We start from the raw sequence: 17692 nt of genomic DNA, 5'->3' as shown, positions 1-17692 counted from the left end.
AGACCTTGGTAATACATCCTCATTCATCATATTTTTTCCGGTAGAGATTCATTTCATTCGCAAAAAAACAATACATTTGTATTTGTTGAAGTTGTTAATATTCAATAGGTTTAAATATATTGTATCAAACATATTAAATCAACTCGGAGGCGCTTAGATGAAAAAAATCCTTGCAATTGACGACAATGAAATAAATTTAGTATTGTTAAATCAAATAATAAAACTGTATTATTCAGATTTCACTTATTTGCAGGCAACTTCTGGAAAAGAAGGTATTGAAATGGTACTAAAAGAAAAACCTGAAATAATATTACTCGACATTTTAATGCCTGAAATGAATGGTTACGAAGTTTGTACTTATTTGAAAAACAATTCACAAACCCGGCATATTCCCATTTTAATGATTTCGGCTTTGGGGCAGAATCCCATGGAGCGTACCAAAGGGCTGAATGCAGGTGCCGATGCTTTTATTTCGAAACCTTTTAGTCAGGATGAACTTCGCGCTCAGATTGATGTGGTGCTGCGTATTAAAAAAGCAGAAGATTTACTTCGGAAAAGAAATGAAAGCCTGGAAGTTTTAATTAAAGATCAGACAACAAAATACATGCAAAGTGAAGAGCGATTTCTTCAAATATCTGAGCATGCACTTGAATTTTACTGGGAACTGGATTCGAACGGAATTTTTACCTATGTTAGTCCGGTAATTGAAAAAATTCTCAGAGTAAATCCTGAAGATATTATTGGTGAAGAAAGTTATATATCACTTTTTCAGCTTAAACCTGTGAAAGTTGAAAAATCGGTACTAGAAGAAAGTTTTCAGAATAAATCGAGTTTTAAGGATATTGAAATTGAGCTGAAAGTAAAAAATCAGGATAAAAAATGGCTTTCGGTAAGCGGGTTCCCGATATTTGATAAAAATGACAAGTATTTTGGGTTCAGGGGTGTGTGTTACGACGATACCAAACGGAAACAAGCCGAAATTGCCCTGAAAAAAAGCCTGGTGCAAATTAAAAATTACCAGAAAAAGCTCAAGAATCTGAATACCGAAATTACCCTGGTTGAGGAAAAAGAACGAAGAAGAATAGCTGAAAACCTTCATGATAGCCTTGGTCAAACACTTTCACTTGCTTTCATAAAACTTTCTTCTATTGTTAATGAAGAATTTACGCCCCACGTAGAAAAAACAATTACCGAAATTTCAGATTTACTCAATAAAGCCATTTCAGAATCGCGCACTTTAACGTATGACCTTAGTCCGCCAATATTATATGAACTGGGTTTGATTCCGGCCTTTAAGTGGAAACTTGAAGAATTAGAAGAAAAACATGGTTTGCAAACCTTACTAATTGGCGAAGACCATAAAATTGGAATAAGAAAAGAATTTAATATTTTTCTTTATCGTATTGTAGCTGAATTACTCAACAATGTAATAAAACATTCGCAGGCAGATTTGGTAGAGATGGAAGTAAAAAAAGAGAAAAAATATTACTATATTTCAGTACGCGATAATGGCATTGGTTTTAAACAGCAAACGAATAAAAAGAGTTACCTGAATGGCGGTTTTGGTTTGTTAAGTATAACCGAACGGCTTGACAGTATAAAAGGTCGGCTCGAAATTAAATCAGTTTTAGGAAAAGGAACGAAGGCAACAGTAATTATACCAACGAGCGAAGGATAAAAAAATATGGCAACAAAAGTATTAATTGCAGATGATCATCAACTCTTCAGAGAAGGGTTAGTGAACTTAATTTCTTCGGCTCCCGACATTGATGTTATAGCCGAAGCAAAAGACGGAAAAGAAGCTACTGAAAAGTCTCAAAAGCTAAAACCCGATGTAGTTTTAATTGACATTGGTATGCCGGTGATGAATGGTATTGAAGCCACTCGAATTATAAAAAAGGAAAATCCGAAAATAAAGGTCATTGCAGTTTCTATGCATTCCGACAGGCAGTTTGTTAAAGGAATACTTGAAGCCGGGGCCGATGGATACCTGTTAAAAAACTGTACTTACCGCCAACTTATTGATGCCGTGCAATCTGTAATTTCGGGTAAAAAATACTTGAGCGATGATATTACAGAAATGGTCATTCAGGGCTACCTCGATCCGGAAGATGAGCATCCTGATGGCCAGATGGATCTTTCTGAAAGGGAGTTGGAAGTACTGAAACTTTATGCTGAAGGAAAATCGACCCGTGAAATTTCTGAAAAATTATTCATTAGTGTAAAAACTGTGGGTACCCATAAACAGCATATTTTTGAAAAGCTTGACCTCAAAAGCAATGCCGACATGGTAAAATATGCCATTAAGGAAGGATTAATTCAGCTTCAATAGAAAAATTTTACAAGCTTTCATCATTGGCTACTCCCAAAACTCCCAGGTAAAGTAATTTTGCCGCATCTTCCATTATTTCAGGAGTCAACACATCCGTTTTATCCAGTGGATGGTGATAATAAACCGGAAACACCGAATTACGGGTCCAAAGTAAAAAAGTATTTATTCCGGCATTTTCAAACAACGAAGCATCTGAACGTGGACGTCCGAAGTTTTTACGTTGCTCAGAAGCTGCCAGTTCGCGATGTAAAAATTTTTCATTTGCCGTTTCAAAATGATCAAAAAGTTCGGGGAAACTTTTCCCGTTCGAAACAAAAAATCCCGTTCCGTTGCCCACCATATCCAGGTTTATCATCATCACCGTTTTTTCGATTGGAAACAGCGGATCTTTCACATAGTGGGTGCTGCCATATAATCCACATTCTTCACCCCCAAACAAAATGAAAAGAACTGAGCGTTTTGACCGAATTTCAGATTTAGCCAGCGCTTTTGCAGCCCCTAAAATATCGGCAACACCCGATGCATTGTCCAGCGCCGATGGGAAAACTTCCCCCAAATAGCCTTGCCCGTCGAGGTGCCCGCCAATAATAATGACTTCATTTTTAAGAACCGGATCTACGCCTTCAATCATTCCAACCACATTGCACGATTCAGCATCAGGAAAATGTTTGGTTTCAGCAGAAATGTTGACAACCTGATTTGGATTCAACGCAAATGAAACCGGCTTCATTTCACCGAGCGACTTTTTTACTTCACTGTAATTTTTTCCTGAATCGGTAAAAAGTTGTTCAGCAACCTTTTCATCAATATGAACATATACAAAGTTTTCGAGGTGAACTGTATTCGGATTGGCCAGTTTGCCTACATATAAAAGTCCTGCTGCACCTTGTTTTACAGCATTTCTTAATTTATAGTGATGGTAAGCATAAGGCGTCCATTTTTCCAGGATGGAATCATTTTTAGTATAAGGCGTTCCCGATTCCATAATTACGATTTTTCCTTTCACATCTACATTTTCATAATCATCGTATTCCAGTTCGGGGGCAGTTATTCCAAATCCAACATAAACCAGCTCGCCCGAAACTGTACCTGACGCAGAATTGGATCCGGGAAAATAGTCTTCAGGAAAAGTGTAGTTAATTTTTTTATTGCCTTTTGCAGTATAGGAAAAACTTCCGGTTGAATACACTTCGGAATATGCATTTGGAAAATATTGAAAGTAGCTGCCGTTGCTGGCTGGCAAAATTCCCAAATCTTCAAATTTACCTGCGCACCACCTGGCAGCTTGCAGGTATTCAGGTGAGCCAGACAAACGGCCTTTGTATTTTTCATCACTTAATTCTTCTGCAAATTCAAGTATTTCGTGGCTTGAAATGGAATGGAACGTGTTTAATAATTTATTAGGTTTGGTTTCCTGAGTAAAACCCGCAAAATGGAAAGCAGTAAATAAAAGCAGAAGAAAAGGTTTTTTGAGATGCATAAATTTCAAATTTGAAAAATCAAAAGTAAAAAAATGAATTGAACTTCAAACAAAAAAAGCCCCGGGACAACTCCCGGAGCTTTCGGCCTTTTCAGCAATATTCAATCCCAATCAATCAGATATTTAATTACTTGCCAAAAAGGATTGTTTTCAGGAAATTAAAGCAGGCTTAAAATTTCAATATCCAGTTTAACTTTTGATTGTGCTGAAACTGAAATATTGTTTAAAAGCAAATTATTTATGGTGCTGTTTGCATTTAAAAATCCCTGGAATGAAAAGTGGTTTTCACCGGTTTTTTCGTATGAAGCCAGGTGAATTTCGTAATCGCCTTCTTCCAGGAAAGCGAGTTTGTAACTTCCGTCAGACTCAACTTTTGCACTTGTAACTGCATTGGCAAACAATACATTACTGTCGCCGCTGCCGGCACTTTCAGCCGAAGCATTAAACTCACCCTTTTTGTATATAAATACATAGGTTTGTGCATCGGTACCAAAGGTGTTTTCAATTTCTCCCGATACTTCGCCACATTCATCAATAATTGCAGTACGAATGGCATTTTGCAGTTCAGCGGAGGTAACAAATTTATAATCGCTGTTTCCAGAACCTTCCTGGTTCCGAACCACTGCTTTTCGCAAATCGAAATCTACAACAACCGAAGTTTCGGTATCCTGTGAAACTTCAAATGCTTTTGATACCGAAATTTCTCCGGATGTATTCGTTTCGGCAAACAAATCATGTTTTGTCTCATCTTCAGTTAAAACATAACAACCTGGCGAATTGCCTGAAGCATCGGCTTCTTTGTCGAGTACCAGCGTTATCTGGTTGTATGATTTGGCGGCGACATCACCGCTTAGCAACAGTTTTGTATTTCCATTTTGGTAGGCCGAAATTTCAATGGTTTGTTTGGTAAAACCCTCCACTGATTTTCCGTCTATTTTTACATCGGCAACTGTTACAAATGTGCCCTGAACATTAAGATCATCTGAAGGAGCATCGGTTAATTTTACTGTTAGCGTTCCTTTTTCAGCATTTTCGAGGTCATCATCTTTTGTACATTGAACAAATAAAACTACTGAAAACAAGAGCGATAATGCAATAAAAAAACTTTTTCTTCTCATGGTATCTTTTTTTAAATTAAGTTTTAAAAATTTATTATTTCACTTCAATTACTGCGTATTTGGTTAATTTCCAAAATTCATTCGGGTCTTCAATTTCCAGGTATGCAATTAAATCGTCCTGGTAAACGAAGCGATAAGAACTGTCGGAGTGTTCTGAAATTACTTCTGCTTTTTTGGCATAAAGTGGAATGGTTTGCGTGTTTCTGATATCAAGCTCTGTGAAATAATTGTCATTCATTTCTTTATTGAGGGTTTTGTTTTTACCCAGAATTCCCAGAATTCCACCTTCGCGGGTAACCACACCGTTTTCCTTCAATTCTTTAAATGTACCAAATGTCCAGTAAGCTTTATGAAGCTCGTGATCCAATTGTTGAAGTTTTTCCGTTTTATCCACAATGGAATCGGTCATAACACTTATGGAATCATACATTACCAGAATTTCCTGCGACATTTCGGTAACTTTCATGTCCAATTCTGCAAGCTGAAAATCTTTTTGCTCCAGTTCGCGTTGCAATTGCACCACCACCTCGTTTTGTTCCTTCAAATCGCTGGTGAGTTTTGAAATCCTGTTCCTGAATGATGCAAGATCGACATTCGATGAGGCAAGTTTTTCATTCAGCTCTTCAATTTTTTTCTCACTTTCTTCCAGCATGGTATTCATTAACGCAATGTCTTCAATAATCCGTTCCTTCTGATCCGGACTTCCTTCCTGCTGTTCCAGTTCAAGCTGTCCGCGTTTGTTTTTAATGAACGTGATGTTTTGCTCAATTTCGCTAATGGTACCATCCAGATCATTAATTACAGAATCTCTGGTTTCAATTAACGAGTTCAGATTGTTTTTTTCAACATACAACTCGCTGATTTTTGCATCCTTGTTGAGGATGATAATGAAACCTGTAATGGCTATTAACAAGACAATTGCTCCGGTAACAATATTCCGGAGAAGTGATTTTTCCCATTTTTTCGACTTTTTTTCTTCTTCAAAACCTTTTTCCATGGCTTTTTCCTCCCAAATTAGTTTAACATTTTACCGGCTTTTAAAATAAACTGTTCGTTTTTTAATATTCCTTTTTGCCGGAATAGTGGATATTAAACCAATTGAAGTGCCAATTGGCAAATACGTGAGCAATGACCTTTAAATCAGATTTTTATGTTCTAAAATAATTGTCTGAAATCTTATCTGTTTGATAAAGGTTTATCAAAATGATAAAGTCGAATTCAAATTTTGGAGGAATCTTAAACCGGATTATTTGGTTTTTTTCATCATACGATAAACAGTTGCCACGCCAATTCCAAGTTTTTCGGCCACAAGCGAAGTATTGTTGTTGTATTTTTCAAGGTATTTTTTTAGAATTCTGAGGTTGTATTCTTTTAACGTCATTTCCTGATCGGTGATATCTGGCATAAGTGCCTCGTTTTCCAGAACAATGTGTTCATTGGTAATTTCGTCGTTTTCAGCCAACGTAATGGCCAGTTCCATAACTGATTTAAGTTCCCTGATATTTCCCGGAAAACTGTAGGCCAATAGTTTATCAACTGCCGATTTGGAAAGAGTTTTAGCCGGAATGCCGTTCTCTTCGCAAAATCCATTCATAAAATGTTTGGCAAGCAAAATCACGTCGTTTCCGCGGTTTCGCAATGGCGGAAGTTCTATGTGCAATCCGTAAAGGCGGTAATAAAGGTCTTGCCTGAAAGTTTTTTTCAGCACCAGTTCCTGCAGATTTTGGTGTGTTGCCACAATAATACGGCAATCGGTTTTCACCGGCTTGTTGCTTCCAATGCGCACTATTTCCTTTTCCTGCAAGGCCCTCAGTAATTTAGCCTGAAGTGCTATATCCAGTTCAGCAATTTCATCCAGAAAAAGAGTTCCGCCGTGGGCTTCCTCAAACCTGCCAATGCGCCTGTAATTGGCTCCGGTAAAAGCTCCTTTTTCAAATCCAAACAGTTCGCTTTCAAGTAAATCGTGCGGAATTGCAGCCACATTCACTGCTACAAGCGGTTTGTCTGATCGTGAAGAATTGTAATGAATGGCTTTGGCAACCAGCTCTTTCCCGGTACCTGTTTCGCCGGTAATGGTAACTGAAATTCCGGTGCGTGTGGCTTTTTCAATGGAACTGTAAATTTCCTGAATTGCAGCGCTATTTCCTACGATAGTATTCTGGTAACTGTATTTTTTTTTCACCTCACTGCGCAACGAAATGACTTCGCGTTTCAGCCGTTCACCTTTTCTGATGTTTTGAACCGTGTTTAGCAGCCTTTCGCGAATATCGTTCGATTTTACAATGTAATCGTAAGCGCCAAATTTAAGCAACTCAACCACTACCTCAATTTCGCTTTGTTCTGAAATCAGAATCACCTGAATATCTTCGTTTTCGGCCTTAATTTTTTTTAGCATTTCCAGCCCTTTAATGTCGGGAAGCCGGTAATCAAGCGTGATTAAATCGGGAGCTTTATGCAAATTATCGAGGCATTCTTTGCCCGTTGTGAATGATTCAATATCGTAATCAGGATTTAAGGAAAGGTTGTGCACGAGCAATCTGTTATACCACTCGTCGTCTTCAACTACAAATATTCTGAAAGGTTTCTCGTCCATTTTTTGGAATAATTAAGCTTGTTTCTTTTTTCTTGCAATAATGATTGGAAGATAGCCATTTTTTTTTGGCACAAAAAAATGAAAAATCATTTTTGTTTCATTTCCCAGTTGGTTAAATATAATTCTAAAAAAGCGATTACTTCGGCTGTTTCTGATTTTACTGAAGTAAATAGTTCCGCAATTTCGTTTTCATCAGCATTTGTTTCCGATATGTTTTCAAGGCTTTTTAGTTTTTTGTAAAGATTTTCAGCCTTAAAATGTTTGGTGGGTGCAGCCATTTTATGTGCAGTTTCCGAAACTGTTTCCCAGTTCTTTTCAGCCACTGCTTTTTCCATGATTTTCAATCCGTCTTTCGAAGTTTTGAAGTAAAGCAAAACCATTTCTTTGAAAAATCCGGGATCGCTGACAGCAATTTTTTCCAGTTCATCCGGATTAATTTTGGGCACAGTATCAACGTTTTTGGCCGATAATTCGTTATTCCAAAACTGCGAAACAACGTCAAACAGTTCTTTTTCGGAAAAAGGTTTTACTAAAAATCCCGCCATTCCTGCCTTTTTGCTGGCTTCCTGGTCTGCCGTCCGGTCCGATGCTGTTACCGCAATAATGCAGGAATCAGATTTCTTTTTCAGGATTTCCTGTGCAGCTTCCAGCCCGTTTCTTTTCGGCATACGCATGTCCATAAAAATCACATCGAAATTGTTTTCCATAGCAAGGTGAATCGCTTCTTCACCATTTTTTGCCTCCTGGTATTTTACTCCCCATTTATCTAAAATGTTCATCAGCACAAACCGGTTAAAGTCTTCATCGTCAGCAATTAAAACTTTTCGGTTTTTAAAGTGTGCCGGAATTTCAGGAGCAAAAAAAGTTTCGTGAACAATTTTAGATTTTTCGCCCGGTAAATATGGAATTGAAACCGACATGGTGGTGCCAACACCGGGTTCACTTTCAACTGAGATGGATCCGTTTTGCAATTCCACCAGTTTTTTTACAATGGCAAGTCCAAGACCCGTCCCGCTGTATTTTTTGCCGGAAAGGTTTTCTGTTTGCACAAACTCATCAAAAATAATTTGCTGGTTTTCTTTGGAAATGCCAATTCCGGTATCGGCAACTTTGAAGTGGAGCCATATTTTTTTTGCACTTTCCGGTTCAGTTTTTACATGTAGTTCAACTTTTCCGGTTTCGGTAAATTTTCCAGCATTTCCAAGCAGGTTTATTAATATTTGTTTCAACCTTAGCGGATCGCCCAGCAAGGCATCGGGGAGTGTACTTTTTTGATTGTAAATCAATTCAATTCCCTTATTTTTTGCTTCTGCTTCCTGCACTCCGGCAACTTCTTCAAAAACCGAAGCCGGCGAAAAGTGGACTGCATCGAGCGATAACTTTTTGGCCTGAATTTTTGAGAAATCAAGCGTATCGTTTATAATTGATTTCAGGTGATTTGCTGAATGCGCCAGAACAGCCAACTGTTTCTGGTGCGATTCGCCCCGGCCCTGCGTTTGCAATTGCTCGGCCATGCTGTAAATGGCATTTACCGGAGTGCGCATTTCGTGGCTGACATTGGCTGCAAACTGCTCTTTTGCGAGGGCCAGGTTTTCTGCTTCTTCCTTGGCTTTTTTTAATGCCCGCTGGTATGCGCGTGCTTTACGCTGGTAGTTGAAAAGCAGAAAAATAACTGCTAAAAGTAAAACCATTGCGGCTGCCGAAAACATGGCCAGCCGCTTGTACGTGATTTGAGCCAGCCGGTGCGCTTCTTCAATTTTTGAAATCCGTTTATTTGATTCGTAACGCTCGCCCCACTGGACAAGCTGGTTCAGGCTATTCCCGATTTCTCCATTCCGCTCAATTAATTTCGATTCAAGAATGTTGATTTGTGAATCTTTTTCTTTTATCGATGATTCAATATCCTGAATTTCATTTCGTAGCTGGGTTCTTTCCAGGTTTTTTTCAACCAGTAAAGTGTCAACAATTACTTTTCTTTTCCCCAAAATTCCTTTTAAAAAACCTTTTTCCCTGGTTTCAGTAATAATGGTATCAACCTGTGTTACTTCAAGTTGCGAATAAATTTCACTGAACGTGGGTTCATTATTTAATGATGAATTGTGCAAATCAAGAATTCCCTGCCAGATATCGAGTTTTTCGAGAGCCAGGTTGTGAAAGGAATCAACAACACTGGCATATTCTGTGGAATAATTGGTTTGCAGATTTTTCAGTTTATTGCGCACTGCTTCACCTGTTTGGTGGTAGGGTTTCAGGTTTTGTTCTTCGTTGGTGAGCACATATAAACGCACTGAGTTTTCGATTGCAGCCAAATCAGATGCAATGTCTTTTATAATAAAAAGCTGATAATCGGGAGTAGTTTCCTGTTGTATAGAATAAACAATGTTTGAAAGACTTTTATAGGCCAGATACCCGGTAGCAATTACCGAACCTGCAATAATAACAGCCAAAAGTGTAACCTGAACTTCAATTCTTAATTTTGCCATCAAATCAGTAATTTACAATTTTCTGATTTCCAAACCTGTGGATTTGATTATCTAAACGTAAACTATCTTTTTTTGTTGAGTTTTAATTCACATTTGAGAAAGCAAAAAATAAAATGGCAGTTTATTTTCCGCGGGCCAGGTCAATTCCCATTTTCTGCCCTTTATATGTTGCTTTTGAAAATGCCTTAAGCACCTGTTTTTCGTAACGTTTATCCACCTCGAAAAAAGAGAAATTTTTCATTACCTCAATGGCTCCAATTTCTGCGCTTTTATCAGGTAAATGCTCATTTACCAGGTCTATAATCGTTCGTTTGTTAATTCCGTTTTTCTTGCCGAGAGTAAAAAAGAACCTTGAAAATTCATATCCTCCTCTTTTCCTGCTACCTCGGTCGCTTCTGTCACTTCGGTCGTTCCTGTCATTTCGGCCACTTCGTTCAAAGCGGTCGCTGCGTCCTCTTTTGTCTCGTCTTCCTCTTTCCTGCGGTTCATAATCACGTCCACTGTGCCGCGATTCATCTACATTGATGTCGGGTGCATTTTCGTAATATTTCAAAAAGCGGTTAAACTCAATGGAAACAAAACGTTTAATCAGGTCTTCCCGTTCGAGCCACGAAAGTTTTTTATAAATAACCGGCATAAACTGGCCAATTTCGGCCTCGTTCACCTCGGTTTTTTCCATTTTGTCGATGAGGCTGAACAGTTGTTTTTCGCAAATTTCCTTGCCCGATGGAACGGCTTTTTGAATGAAGGTTTTGTTTACTTTTTTCTCCACCTGGCGCAGTTTTCCTTTTTCGCGCAGGTGAATAAGAGTTACTGAAATACCTTTTTTCCCGGCTCGTCCGGTGCGTCCGCTGCGGTGAATATATATCTCCGGGTCGTCAGGCAAATTGTAGTTGATAACGTGTGTGAGATCAGTTACATCGAGACCACGGGCAGCTACATCAGTTGCCACCAGCATCTGCAAATGTTTTCCACGGAAACGCGCCATCACGTGGTCGCGCTGTGCCTGGGAAAGGTCGCCGTGAAGCGCATCGGCGTTATAACCATCCTGCATCAGTTTGTCGGCAACGTCTTTGGTTTCTGCGCGGGTTCTGCAGAAAATTATTCCGTAAATATTCGGATTGATATCTGCTACTCGTTTCAATGCAATGTAGCGGTCTTTTGCGTGAATTACGTAATAATGATGTTCCACATTTTCGGCGCCGGTATTCTTTTTCCCCACCGAAATTTCGTGTGGATTGGTCATATATTTATTGGCAATGGAAACAATTTCTTTGGGCATGGTAGCCGAAAAAAGCATGGTTTGCTTTTCTTTAGGCGAAGTTTCCAGAATGGCATCCAAATCATCCTTGAAGCCCATGGAAAGCATTTCATCAGCTTCATCGAGTACGAGCCATTTTATTTCGTTTACTTTCAGCTTTTTGCGCTTAATTAAATCGAGTGTGCGGCCCGGAGTTCCCACCACAATGGATGCGCCCCGTTCCAGTTGATTTATTTGATTTTTAATGTCGGCCCCGCCATAAACAACTACAATATTTATTTTCTTTGTGAATTTCGAAAAGTTGTTTAAATCGCTTGCAATTTGCAGTGCCAGCTCCCTTGTAGGGCTCAGAATTAATGCCTGAGTGTGATTTCCCAAATTGTCAATCTGTTGAATTATGGGCAGGCCAAAGGCAGCAGTTTTTCCTGTTCCGGTTTGTGCCAGTGCTACCATGTCGGTGTTGTTTTCCAGTAAAAAAGGAATGGTTTTTTCCTGGATGGGTGTGGGCGTTTCAAAACCCAGCAATTCAACTGCTTGCTGAATTTCAGGGCTGAGGCCCATCTCGTTGAATAATGTCATGTAAATACCTCTAAAATTTGTGGGCGCAAAGGTAACCTTTTTTAATGTATTTCAGGGATTTATATCATTTTCTTTCATGTTTTAACAAATATATAATTCTGATGGCTGGTTTTGCATTTTTTAAAACCACTGTAAAAGTAATTTCAACTGAAATCCGTTACATTTGTTTGATTTTTGTACTAATTCAGTTGAATTGTATGGAAAATAAAAAAAATATAAAACTGACTTCTTATCATATTCTGTTGCCGTTAGCAGTATTGGCAATCATGTTTAGCTCTTTTGGTATGCAGGCGCAAAACGATACTATAGTGCCGGTTGATGAAGATCCGGAAAAACTGTTGCGGAAAATAAATATACGGGATTTTACGGATGGCGGATTTAACTTTTGGGATGACGATTTTTCAGGTCATTGGGCAGGAGTTGATTTTGGGTTCAATTTGTTTGTTAATCCGGATTATTCAGGATATTCCAGTGAATTTATGGAAAATGACATTTTGCGTTCCAATTCCACCTATCTCAATTTTTTTCAGCAAAGTATCGGATTTCAGCGAAATCGTAATACAATTGGAATGGTTACCGGCTTAGGTTTGCAACTAAAAAGTTACCGGCTTGAACGCAATACTACCATCGAGCGGCTCGAGAATGGCAGAATTGAACCTCAAACCCTTTATTTCGAACAAAATCAAAAATCGAAATTGTCGGTTGTTTCGCTTATGGTTCCTTTACTTGCTGAATTTCAAATTCCTGTAAATCATTATAAAAACCGGCTTTATATTTCAGGTGGAGCTTTTGGTGGAATTCGTTTGGGAAGCCACACCAAAATAAAATACCGGATTGACGGGAAAAAGGAAAAACTGAAAACACCCGGACATTATTCTTTACAGGATTTTAAGTACGGTTTGATGTTTAGAACCGGATACCGTTGGGTAAATGTTTTTGCAACTTATGAACTGACACCACTTTTTAAGGAAGATAAAGGACCGAAACTTACTCCGGTAACATTCGGAATTACATTTATTAGTTTTTGAATTTACAGCTATGAGACCTTACATTTTAGAAGAAACCAACTGGAAACAGATTAAAAACCAGAATTACGATGTGGCAGTGCTTCCGTGGGGGGCAACTGAGCCACACAACTACCATTTGCCGTATGGGACCGATTCGCTGGAAACAGCCCGTATTGCTGCCGATGCAGCTAAAAAAGCCTGGGACAAAGGCGCTAAAGTTATGGTGCTTCCTGCTATACCGCTGGGAGTTCAAAACCCCGGACAGATTGAAATGGCTTTCTGTCTACACACGCGTCCTTCCACCCAACTGCTGATTTTGACAGATATTGTCAGGGCACTTTATAATCAGGGAATACGAAAGCTTGTTGTGATGAACGGACATGGAGGAAATGATTTCAAACCAATTATCCGCGAAATTTTACCCCAGTTTCCCGGTATGTTTATCGCCCTGAACGAATGGTTTAAAATGGTTCCCAATTCCGATTATTTTGAGGAAGACGGCGACCATGCCAACGAAATGGAAACCAGCATTATTATGCACTATTTTCCTGAGTTGGTATTGCCGCTGGAAGAAGCGGGCGAGGGGAAAGCAAAAAAATTCAAATTGAAAGGGCTGAATGAAAATACAGCCTGGACGCCCCGGCAGTGGAATAAAGTTTCGGACGATACCGGTGTAGGAAATCCGAAAAAAGCTTCAGATGAAAAAGGTAAAAAGTTTTTGGATGATGTGACAACGAAAATTGCAACGTATTTAACTGAGCTGGCCACGTGCAATTTGGACGATTTGTATGAATGAAAAGTGCAAAAACCAATAATTATCATTTCTTAAACGCACAGAATTTCTGTTATTTGAGAATAAATAAAAAACAGAAACAACATGAAACTCTTACTGATTAGCAACTCAACCATGGCAGGGGAATCCTACCTGGACTACCCAAAATACGAAATCCAGAAATTTCTTGGTAAAAACCCGGTTACAGCTTTGTTTATTCCTTATGCTGCCGTAACTTTTTCGTTTGATGAATATTGTGATAAAGTGGAAGAACGTTTTGCCGAAGTGGGTCACCACATAGTTGGAATTCACACCTTTGCAGACCCGGTAAAAGCTGTTGAAGATGCCGAAGCCATTGTGGTGGGTGGCGGAAATACCTGGCAATTGGTTCGAATGATGCACGACCGCAAACTGATGAATCCCATTCGGGAAAAAGCTTTTAACGAAACGCCCTACATCGGCTGGAGTGCCGGCGCCAACGTGGCCTGCCCTACTTTACGCACAACCAACGACATGCCCATCATCGATCCGCACGGATTTGAGTGCATTGGTCTGGTACCTTTCCAGATTAATCCGCACTACCTTGATGCCAATGCACAGGGACATGCAGGCGAAACCCGCGAGCAACGTATTGAAGAATTTATTGAATTGAATCCCGAAATATTTGTGGCCGGTTTGCGCGAAGGAACCATGCTGAAACTGAAAAACGAGAAACTGAAACTAATTGGCGACCGGAAGTGCCGCATATTTAAAAAGGGAAAAGAACCGGTAGAACTTTCATCCGATGACGATTTCAGCTTTTTAATGAAAAATGGATTTCAGGTCTAAATTTTAACAGTTAATTAGTGTTTCCATAACCCTGTATTTAAATTTGATTGAATTTAAGCTGGTTTTTGTTTGCCTGGAATTGAACGTAAACAATTCACTACCTTTGCAGTGAAAAACCGGACAAAAAATGGAACTTCTTTCAAATAATTATTTCGCCCTGTTTTTAATTGTAGCCCTTGGTTTTATCCTGGGTAGAATTAAAATTTTCGGCCTTTCGCTTGATGTATCAGCAGTTATTTTTGTAGCCCTGGTTTTCGGTCATTTTGGGGTTGTCATTCCCGAAGACTTTCAATATCTCGGGTTGGTATTGTTCATCTTCACCATCGGAATTCAGGCTGGCCCCGGCTTTTTCGAATCGTTTAAAAAAGAAGGCCGGCAACTGGCATCGTTTGCCACATTACTTATTGTAGTTGCTGCACTCATCACTGCTGCAACGGTTTACATTTTCAAAATAGATAAAAATATTGCCGTTGGCCTTTTCACCGGAGCGCTTACAAGTACACCCGGTTTGGCGGCTGCTATTGATATTACAGGTTCGCCGCTGGCTTCAATCGGTTACGGGGTTGGCTATCCGTTTGGGGTAATCGGAGTCATTTTATTTATCCGGTTTCTTCCCAAAATACTGGGCGTTTCATTAAATAAAGCTGAAGATGATTACCGTTCGAAAATGAAAGAGGAATTCCCCGAAATTCTTCGCCAAAATTTTGTGGTGGAAAATGAAAATGTTGTTGGCAAATCTATAGGAGACCTGAAAATAAGGTACATGACCAAAGCAGTGGTCTCCAGGGTTGTTCATAATGGACTGGCCATTACACCCAAACCCGAAACCATTTTGTATAAAGGCGATTTAATAAAGGCAGTAGGAACAGAAGAGGCATTAAAACGGGTACAATTACTGATTGGCCCGCCAACCGAAGAAGAAATTCCGCTGGACCCAAATTACGATGTGCGTACGGTTTTGGTTACCAATAAAGAAGTGGTAAATAAAACCATCGGGCAAATAAACCTGCTGCATACTTACAGTGCCACCATTACCCGCATTCGCCGGTCGGGGATTAATATTTCGCCCACACCCAACTCGAAACTCCAGTTTGGCGACAAGTTGATAATAGCCAGTAGCAAAGCCAATATGGAAATGGTAGCCCGCATTTTTGGCGACGACCAGAAACGTCTTTCCGATACTGATATTCTGCCTGTTGCACTCGGAATTATTTTGGGTGTTTTGGTTGGTAAAATAAACATTGCGTTAGGGAATTTTTCATTTAGTCCCGGGCTTACAGGCGGGGTGCTTATTGTTGCGCTTGTGGTAAGCCGCCTGGGCAAAACAGGCCCCATTCTTTGGACCATGAGTGGGGCTGCAAACCAGTTGCTGCGGCAGTTGGGCCTTATCTTTTTCCTGGCAGCCGTGGGTACAGGAGCGGGTGCTGATATTGTGGATACTTTTGAACAATATGGCTACCGTTTGTTTCTTTTTGGTGGCGTCATTACTCTTGTTCCAATGGTTTTGGCAGCATTGGTGGGCAAATGGTTTTTTAAAATGAACCTGCTAAGTATGCTGGGCGCCATCAGCGGCAGCATGACCAGTACCCCGGGACTGGCAGCCGCCGATTCAATGACCGACACCAATGCACATTCCATAGCTTATGCAACCGTTTATCCGGTGGCTATGGTGCTACTGATTGTTGTTGTGCAGTTAATTTCGCTGTTTCTATAGCAGGTTTCAGCGCCAGGCCGATTCTACTTTGTAAATATTGAGCTTGTTTACAATAACTTCGCCTCCATTTGAAAACAACACCAAATCTTCGGCCCCCTTTTCGGGTGTAAAATTGTTTGAAATAGCCACCAGTCCTCCGTTGGCAAACACTTCAACAGAGGCACGGTCAATCAGTATTTCAAGTGTTATTTTATTGTCAATGGGTTGAAGTGGAGCTGTGGTCCCCAGTAATGATAAAGTGCCACGTTTTACATCGTAAAGTAATTCTGTTCCGGCCTTTTTCTTGCTGTGGCGAAGATAAAATCCAAAATTATTGCAGGTTTTAATGTCAAATTCCCCGATGATATGTAAACAATCACCGCTCACTTTTTTTATAATATTTTGGTTAATTCCCGGAATCAGTTTTTCGTTTTCCCAATCGTAATTTTTACCCTGCAGCAACTCAATTTCAGCAACAGGCTTCCGGGTCAATTTATATCCAAAATTAAATTTGGTAAGTTCCAGTTCGGTGGGGAAAGTCATCTGGCCGTTAAACGGCATATCCGGAAAATTTCCTCCCTTCATCCAGGCAATCTGGATAACCCGGCCGTCTTCTTCGGGAATGTTGCTCCAGGTTTGGGTGGCGTAATAATTTTTCCCGAAGTCGCTTTTCATTTTGGCAGTTTCGGGCGAAAATTCTTCCCCGTCGAAGTTGCCAATCAGGTAGCTTCCATCGCCGTCGAACAGCACCCATTTGGTTTCCTCGGGACGGTTGCTTGCCTGCATGGGTACCAAATCGGGGCACTCGTAAAACCCGAAAATATGGCTTTTATATTCCCAGTTCACCAGGTTTTCCGATGTATAAAACGAAACGCCTTTGGATCTTTCCTCTTCCGAGGTTTTACGGTACAGCACCATCACGTATTTTTGCGAAGGTTCATGCCAAATTACTTTGGGGTCGCGGGCATCGTCGGTTTCATCGTAAGGAATTATAGGATTTCCTTCGTATTTTTCCCAGGTTCGTGCACGGTCGGTGCTGTAAGCAATTCGCTGCCCGCAATGCTGGCTGGTGTAAAAAGCAATCAGTGTTTTTACATCGCCTTGCTGTTTTCCCAGTAAATTCTTGTCATCCACAATGGCCGACCCCGAAAAAGCGGTACAGTATTCTTTGTCTTCCGAGTTTTCATCGGGATAAAGCGCAATGGGCAGGTGTTCCCAGTGGATCAAATCAGTACTTATGGCATGACCCCAGTGCATAAAGCCCCATTCTTTGCCTTTCGGATTGTATTGGTAAAACAGGTGGTATTCGCCGTCGTAATACACCAAACCGTTGGGATCGTTGTGCCAGTTTTCCTCCGGTGTGAAGTGAAACTGAGGCCGGTACAGTTCGTTGTAATAGTTTTTATCCGGTTTTGAAGCGGTCAGCAAAAAAACCGAAGCCAGTGCAAATAAAGTAATTACAACATTCTTCATAACGTATATTTTTTCTGAATTTTGGTCTGTTAATACGGTGTGCAAGATATGAATTTATTGCTTTTATTGAAGT

At 39.9% G+C, this 17692-nt stretch carries 13 protein-coding genes; 6 read left to right on the top strand and 7 right to left on the bottom strand.

The window, feature by feature from the left end; all coding sequences use genetic code 11:
• The first annotated feature begins 157 nt into the window (after nt 1-157).
• Together ACESMA_RS00855 and ACESMA_RS00850 are read left to right on the top strand one after the other, a co-directional pair.
• Nucleotides 158-1678 (top strand): response regulator, encoded by a 1521-nt coding sequence (locus tag ACESMA_RS00855; RefSeq protein ID WP_372946849.1) that lies wholly within the window; start codon nt 158-160, stop codon nt 1676-1678.
• Nucleotides 1679-1684: 6 nt separating this feature from the next.
• The gene (locus ACESMA_RS00850) at nt 1685-2332 is read left to right on the top strand and encodes a response regulator transcription factor (protein ID WP_372946848.1); all 648 of its coding nucleotides are present in this window, start codon (nt 1685-1687) and stop codon (nt 2330-2332) included.
• Between the two features lie 7 nt (nt 2333-2339).
• On the opposite strand, the gene ACESMA_RS00845 is transcribed toward ACESMA_RS00850, so the two are convergent.
• The 6 genes from ACESMA_RS00845 to ACESMA_RS00820 form a co-directional block, all read right to left on the bottom strand.
• Nucleotides 2340-3812, bottom strand: a complete 1473-nt coding sequence (locus tag ACESMA_RS00845; RefSeq protein ID WP_372946847.1) for a M28 family peptidase — start codon at nt 3810-3812, stop codon at nt 2340-2342.
• Between the two features lie 158 nt (nt 3813-3970).
• Nucleotides 3971-4930, bottom strand: coding sequence for a DUF4382 domain-containing protein (locus tag ACESMA_RS00840; protein WP_372946846.1), 960 nt, complete (start codon nt 4928-4930; stop codon nt 3971-3973).
• Between the two features lie 34 nt (nt 4931-4964).
• The gene (locus ACESMA_RS00835) at nt 4965-5927 is read right to left on the bottom strand and encodes a hypothetical protein (RefSeq protein ID WP_372946845.1); all 963 of its coding nucleotides are present in this window, start codon (nt 5925-5927) and stop codon (nt 4965-4967) included.
• Between the two features lie 249 nt (nt 5928-6176).
• Complete coding sequence (locus ACESMA_RS00830) at nt 6177-7523, bottom strand: sigma-54-dependent transcriptional regulator (protein ID WP_372946844.1); 1347 nt, start codon at nt 7521-7523, stop codon at nt 6177-6179.
• Nucleotides 7524-7609: 86 nt separating this feature from the next.
• Nucleotides 7610-10006: an ATP-binding protein gene (locus ACESMA_RS00825; RefSeq protein WP_372946843.1), complete on the bottom strand. Its 2397-nt coding sequence runs from the start codon at nt 10004-10006 to the stop codon at nt 7610-7612.
• A gap of 121 nt (nt 10007-10127) precedes the next feature.
• Nucleotides 10128-11846, bottom strand: a complete 1719-nt coding sequence (locus ACESMA_RS00820; protein WP_372946842.1) for a DEAD/DEAH box helicase — start codon at nt 11844-11846, stop codon at nt 10128-10130.
• A gap of 197 nt (nt 11847-12043) precedes the next feature.
• Here ACESMA_RS00820 and ACESMA_RS00815 point away from each other — a divergent pair, with 197 nt between their 5' ends.
• The 4 genes from ACESMA_RS00815 (at nt 12044) to ACESMA_RS00800 (ending at nt 16167) form a co-directional block, all read left to right on the top strand.
• Entirely contained in the window at nt 12044-12874 is an 831-nt protein-coding gene (locus ACESMA_RS00815; protein WP_372946841.1) for an outer membrane beta-barrel protein, read from the top strand.
• Nucleotides 12875-12884: 10 nt separating this feature from the next.
• Nucleotides 12885-13649 carry a creatininase family protein gene (locus tag ACESMA_RS00810; RefSeq protein ID WP_372946840.1) on the top strand — a complete coding sequence of 255 codons (765 nt, stop codon included), beginning with the start codon at nt 12885-12887 and terminating at the stop codon, nt 13647-13649.
• 81 nt (nt 13650-13730) lie between these two features.
• Complete coding sequence (gene pepE / locus ACESMA_RS00805; protein WP_372946839.1) at nt 13731-14453, top strand: dipeptidase PepE; 723 nt, start codon at nt 13731-13733, stop codon at nt 14451-14453.
• A gap of 127 nt (nt 14454-14580) precedes the next feature.
• Nucleotides 14581-16167: an aspartate:alanine exchanger family transporter gene (locus ACESMA_RS00800; RefSeq protein WP_372946838.1), complete on the top strand. Its 1587-nt coding sequence runs from the start codon at nt 14581-14583 to the stop codon at nt 16165-16167.
• A 6-nt stretch (nt 16168-16173) separates the two neighbouring features.
• On the opposite strand, the gene ACESMA_RS00795 is transcribed toward ACESMA_RS00800, so the two are convergent.
• The gene (locus tag ACESMA_RS00795) at nt 16174-17619 is read right to left on the bottom strand and encodes a glycoside hydrolase family 32 protein (protein ID WP_372946837.1); all 1446 of its coding nucleotides are present in this window, start codon (nt 17617-17619) and stop codon (nt 16174-16176) included.
• Nucleotides 17620-17692: the final 73 nt, after the last annotated feature.

The sequence above is a fragment of the Mariniphaga sp. genome (assembly GCF_041687215.1).
In the GTDB taxonomy this organism is placed as follows: Bacteria; Bacteroidota; Bacteroidia; order Bacteroidales; family Prolixibacteraceae; genus Mariniphaga.
The sequence above is the reverse complement of the archived record's forward strand: the minus strand, read 5'-3'. Positions and strand labels throughout refer to the sequence as shown.

Coding starts and splice junctions, on each gene's coding strand:
- ACESMA_RS00850 (WP_372946848.1), top strand. CDS start 1,685: ATGGCAACAAAAGTATTAATTGCAGATGATCATCAACTCTTCAGAGAA.
- ACESMA_RS00830 (WP_372946844.1), bottom strand. CDS start 7,523: ATGGACGAGAAACCTTTCAGAATATTTGTAGTTGAAGACGACGAGTGG.
- ACESMA_RS00825 (WP_372946843.1), bottom strand. CDS start 10,006: ATGGCAAAATTAAGAATTGAAGTTCAGGTTACACTTTTGGCTGTTATT.
- ACESMA_RS00815 (WP_372946841.1), top strand. CDS start 12,044: ATGGAAAATAAAAAAAATATAAAACTGACTTCTTATCATATTCTGTTG.
- ACESMA_RS00795 (WP_372946837.1), bottom strand. CDS start 17,619: ATGAAGAATGTTGTAATTACTTTATTTGCACTGGCTTCGGTTTTTTTG.
- ACESMA_RS00800 (WP_372946838.1), top strand. CDS start 14,581: ATGGAACTTCTTTCAAATAATTATTTCGCCCTGTTTTTAATTGTAGCC.
- ACESMA_RS00835 (WP_372946845.1), bottom strand. CDS start 5,927: ATGGAAAAAGGTTTTGAAGAAGAAAAAAAGTCGAAAAAATGGGAAAAA.
- ACESMA_RS00810 (WP_372946840.1), top strand. CDS start 12,885: ATGAGACCTTACATTTTAGAAGAAACCAACTGGAAACAGATTAAAAAC.
- ACESMA_RS00845 (WP_372946847.1), bottom strand. CDS start 3,812: ATGCATCTCAAAAAACCTTTTCTTCTGCTTTTATTTACTGCTTTCCAT.
- ACESMA_RS00855 (WP_372946849.1), top strand. CDS start 158: ATGAAAAAAATCCTTGCAATTGACGACAATGAAATAAATTTAGTATTG.
- ACESMA_RS00840 (WP_372946846.1), bottom strand. CDS start 4,930: ATGAGAAGAAAAAGTTTTTTTATTGCATTATCGCTCTTGTTTTCAGTA.
- ACESMA_RS00820 (WP_372946842.1), bottom strand. CDS start 11,846: ATGACATTATTCAACGAGATGGGCCTCAGCCCTGAAATTCAGCAAGCA.
- pepE (WP_372946839.1), top strand. CDS start 13,731: ATGAAACTCTTACTGATTAGCAACTCAACCATGGCAGGGGAATCCTAC.